General features: G+C 53.5%; 3 protein-coding genes. 1 reads left to right on the top strand and 2 read right to left on the bottom strand.

The window, feature by feature from the left end:
* Nucleotides 1-22: 22 nt before the first annotated feature.
* Both IE083_RS15360 and IE083_RS15355 read right to left on the bottom strand, forming a co-directional pair.
* On the bottom strand, nt 23-652 hold the full coding sequence (locus IE083_RS15360; RefSeq protein WP_189354911.1) for an ATP-dependent nuclease: 630 nt from the start codon (nt 650-652) through the stop codon (nt 23-25).
* Nucleotides 653-1092: 440 nt separating this feature from the next.
* Complete coding sequence (locus tag IE083_RS15355) at nt 1093-2001, bottom strand: MBL fold metallo-hydrolase (RefSeq protein WP_229799792.1); 909 nt, start codon at nt 1999-2001, stop codon at nt 1093-1095.
* A gap of 158 nt (nt 2002-2159) precedes the next feature.
* Here IE083_RS15355 and IE083_RS15350 point away from each other — a divergent pair, with 158 nt between their 5' ends.
* Nucleotides 2160-3134: a GlxA family transcriptional regulator gene (locus IE083_RS15350; RefSeq protein WP_189354910.1), complete on the top strand. Its 975-nt coding sequence runs from the start codon at nt 2160-2162 to the stop codon at nt 3132-3134.
* Nucleotides 3135-3421: the final 287 nt, after the last annotated feature.

Below are 3421 nucleotides of genomic sequence, written 5' to 3'. Positions count from 1 at the left end.
GCTGTGTTTTGGATGATCCGAATTATCTCATACGGCTCGTTAAGTCCGACAGGCTGCTAGCATTACGCAGAGCATCGGCCAACACATCACTTGCAGAAACCTCTTCAGAGCTGAGTTTGGCAAGGGCTGAATCTCTGCGCCAGCTGAGGTTGTGCGATGAATTGGAGCCGATACGTGAGGGTGACAACAGTTGACGATGCGACCAGGGCAACCTTGGTAGCGATTCAATCGGAAGGTCAGTACTGCTACTCCTTGGAAGTACGTACCACTGTGGCTCAAGATCTTGCTCGATACGAAGCGCCAGTTGTAAGACGACATCGAGTCCAAGTCCGGGTTCATCGTGGATCGTCCCATCCGCGAGGTTAAAACCCTTCAGATATTCTCCGTAGCGACTGAGCGACTTCAATTCATCGGCCAAATGGCCAACTGTTGCAATAATCGTGATGGCCTTGGTCGTATCGAGCAGAAAGAAATCAGACTCTCCGACGGGGAGTGACCGTCGCGCACCAAGGCACCAGTCAATGGCATCGAGAATCGTCGATTTACAGCTGTCCCCCGGTCCGATCAGAGCGTTGATGCCAGGAGAAGGCTTCCAACTCAAGGCCTGTATGCCACGAAAGTTGCTAATTTCAAGCTTGCGCAAAATTGGCATGCTGAGAATACCTTGAGTAAGAGTTGCCCTTACCTTACACCTCTACATCATAAATTTGCTAGTTTTGCTTCCGGTGAAGCTGACCTGCTGTGCGGACTGCCCCGGCTCCTGTTGGCATTCATGTCCCATGCAGCACAACCTGTTTAACCATTGCTGTGATCTGCGTTATTTTTTGGAAAAGCTCTGGGAATATTTGTAATTTTTCAGAAAATTTAATGCATCGCCTTCCCGATGCGGAATTGCACGAGTTCGCACATCTAATTGCAAGGCCACTGCACGCCCAGGTACAGCTACTTGCACACCTGACCATCAATGGCTCAAATCGACCCACTGCTGCCTTTCGCAACTCGTCAGTTGATGACTGCTTTAATAGCTATTGCTGCCTTTCTTAAGGCTAGAGAGGGTGAGACAGGCTGCCTAATTTTAGGCAGCCTGATTTCTTAGAACGTCATCACTTCACCGTCTTCAGGAATCACCACTCGCTCCTGAATTTTGTTCTCTTGCACAAATTCACGTAGTTCCTTGCGGCTGAGTGACATATGGTTCACTGAATCCATGTGTACCGCCACAATGGCGGCGTTGGGAGCTGCCTTGGTGGCGTGTAGTGTGTCCTGCTTGCCCATGATGATGGGATGCTCCTCCCAGCCTGCCATCAGCGCGCTCCCCGTGTTAAGGATCACCACGTCTGGCTTGTGCTGTTTCAGCGCCTGATCCACTTCGGGGCGCCACACCGTGTCACCAGCGACGTAAACGGTTTTGGCCTTGGGAGCAGAAAACACAACCCCCATGACTGGGCCCATCGCCTCAGAACGCACAGGGTCTGCAAACCACAAATCACTGCCATGCTGGCCACCGGTTTTGCTCAGTTTTACGCCGTTGAAAGTGGTGGTGCCCTTGAGGACACGCACATCCTTAAAGCCTTGACCACGAATTGTTTTGGCATCTACTTCGTTTTGTACAAACACTGGCATGTTTTTAGGAATCTGCTTTTGCGCAGCTTCATCCCAGTGATCCGTGTGGGTGTGGGTAACAACGATGGCTTCGACGCTTTTCAACACATCATCAACCGAGAAAGGTAATTCGACCAATGGGTTGCGCAACTCGCTGCGGTAGGTGCCTTCAAAGCCCGGGAACCCACCTTTGGCGGAGAGCATGGGGTCGACTAGGAACGTGGTGCCCGAGAAGTCAATCTTGACGGTAGCGTTTCGTATCTGCTGAACTTGGACGGCATTTCCCACAGAAACGCTAGCTGTGGAGGCGTTTGTGTCGGAGTAGGCGATACCGCTGACAACGAGCATCGCGATGCCACTCAAGGCTGCTGCGCTGCGCAAAGGGTTTAAGATTTTCATATGATTTTCCTTTCAAAAATTTGCTGATTGCGCGCATTGAAGACGCCGTTTGCGCGTTGGGGTCAATTTTGCGGATTGGCTCGGATTCGCACCATTGGCCCAAATGACAACATTAGATAAAATTGGGCCAATTTGTAGCCATCGCCACTGGAGACTCTATGAAGCCCGTCCGTGTAGCAGTCCTTGCTTTCGAGGGCGTCAGCCTTTTTCATCTCTCGGTGCCGGGCATCGTGTTCGGCGTAACGCCTGCACCTAGTGGACTACCACCGTACGAAGTGCACTACTGCGCGCCGACTCCTGGCCGCGTTCGCTGCGACCAGGGTATGGAAATTGAGGTACCCGGAGGCCTTGGTGCTATGGACAACGCTGACATCGTCATCGTCCCGGCTTGGAACCATCCAGAAAACGCTGCACCAGAGGTTTTGTCGAACGCACTGAGACAGGCCCATGCCCGCGGCGCACAGGTTGTTGGCCTGTGCCTAGGCGCCTTTGTACTGGGTGATGCTGGTTTGTTGGACGAACGCCGCGCGACAACCCATTGGGCCTGTCGCGAGCTTTTCGCCAAACGTTTTCCCAGAGCTAACTTCCTGCCAGATGTACTCTATGTGGATGATGGCAATGTCATTACGTCAGCCGGGACAGTTGCTGCGATTGATTGCTGCCTGAACCTCGTGCGTCAGCGTCACGGCGCTGACGTTGCCAACCGCGTAGCGAGGTTGCTGGTTACACCGCCACACCGCCAGGGCGGACAGGCGCAATACATCGAGCAGCCGGTGCCTTCGCTGCCCAGCGAAAGCCGTTTACCGGGTGTTCTGGAATGGGCGCGCGAGCATCTGTCGGAGCCGCTGTCACTGGATGTATTGGCCGAAGTAGCGCGCATGAGTCGGCGAACCTTTACCCGGCGTTTTCGTGAGGCCACGGGAATGACATTCGTCAAGTGGCTAGCTGCCGAACGTATCGCAAGAGCGCAGCTGCTGCTGGAAACTACGGATTTGCCGATTGAGCAGATTGCGACGGAGGTGGGATTTAGCTCTGCATTGTCCCTGCGTCAGCACTTTGCGGGCCAACTGCACACCTCACCATCTGCGTACAGGCGGCTCTTTTGTGAAGGCCAACACGGCACTTCTGAGTAAAAGTGCTCGGTTCTGGAAGACTGCTTTGCCGATAGCAGGTATACGACCTGTCAACGGCAACAATATGTCTTGAAGCAGTCCTTTGGTAAGTGATGGTGAAAGACTGCAATTGGCCGGGAGCTGCCAACCAGATCACGGCTGCAGTCGACCCAAAGGCGACGGTCGGCGCTTTGGAAAGCGGACGATTCACATAGAGGTAACCGGCTTGCACGGTTTGCCACAACCTAGGGAGGGTGTGCAGAATTTTGTGTAAACGGACCATTGGCGGGAAACTGCCAAATTGTCCG

This window comes from Vogesella fluminis, assembly GCF_014652335.1.
GTDB lineage: Bacteria > Pseudomonadota > Gammaproteobacteria > Burkholderiales > Chromobacteriaceae > Vogesella > Vogesella fluminis.
This window is presented reverse-complemented; position numbering and strand designations above follow the sequence as displayed.

Excerpts from the sequence above, each read along its gene's own strand:
- IE083_RS15360 (WP_189354911.1), bottom strand. The coding sequence starts at position 652 with ATGCCAATTTTGCGCAAGCTTGAAATTAGCAACTTTCGTGGCATACAG.
- IE083_RS15350 (WP_189354910.1), top strand. The coding sequence starts at position 2,160 with ATGAAGCCCGTCCGTGTAGCAGTCCTTGCTTTCGAGGGCGTCAGCCTT.
- IE083_RS15355 (WP_229799792.1), bottom strand. The coding sequence starts at position 2,001 with ATGAAAATCTTAAACCCTTTGCGCAGCGCAGCAGCCTTGAGTGGCATC.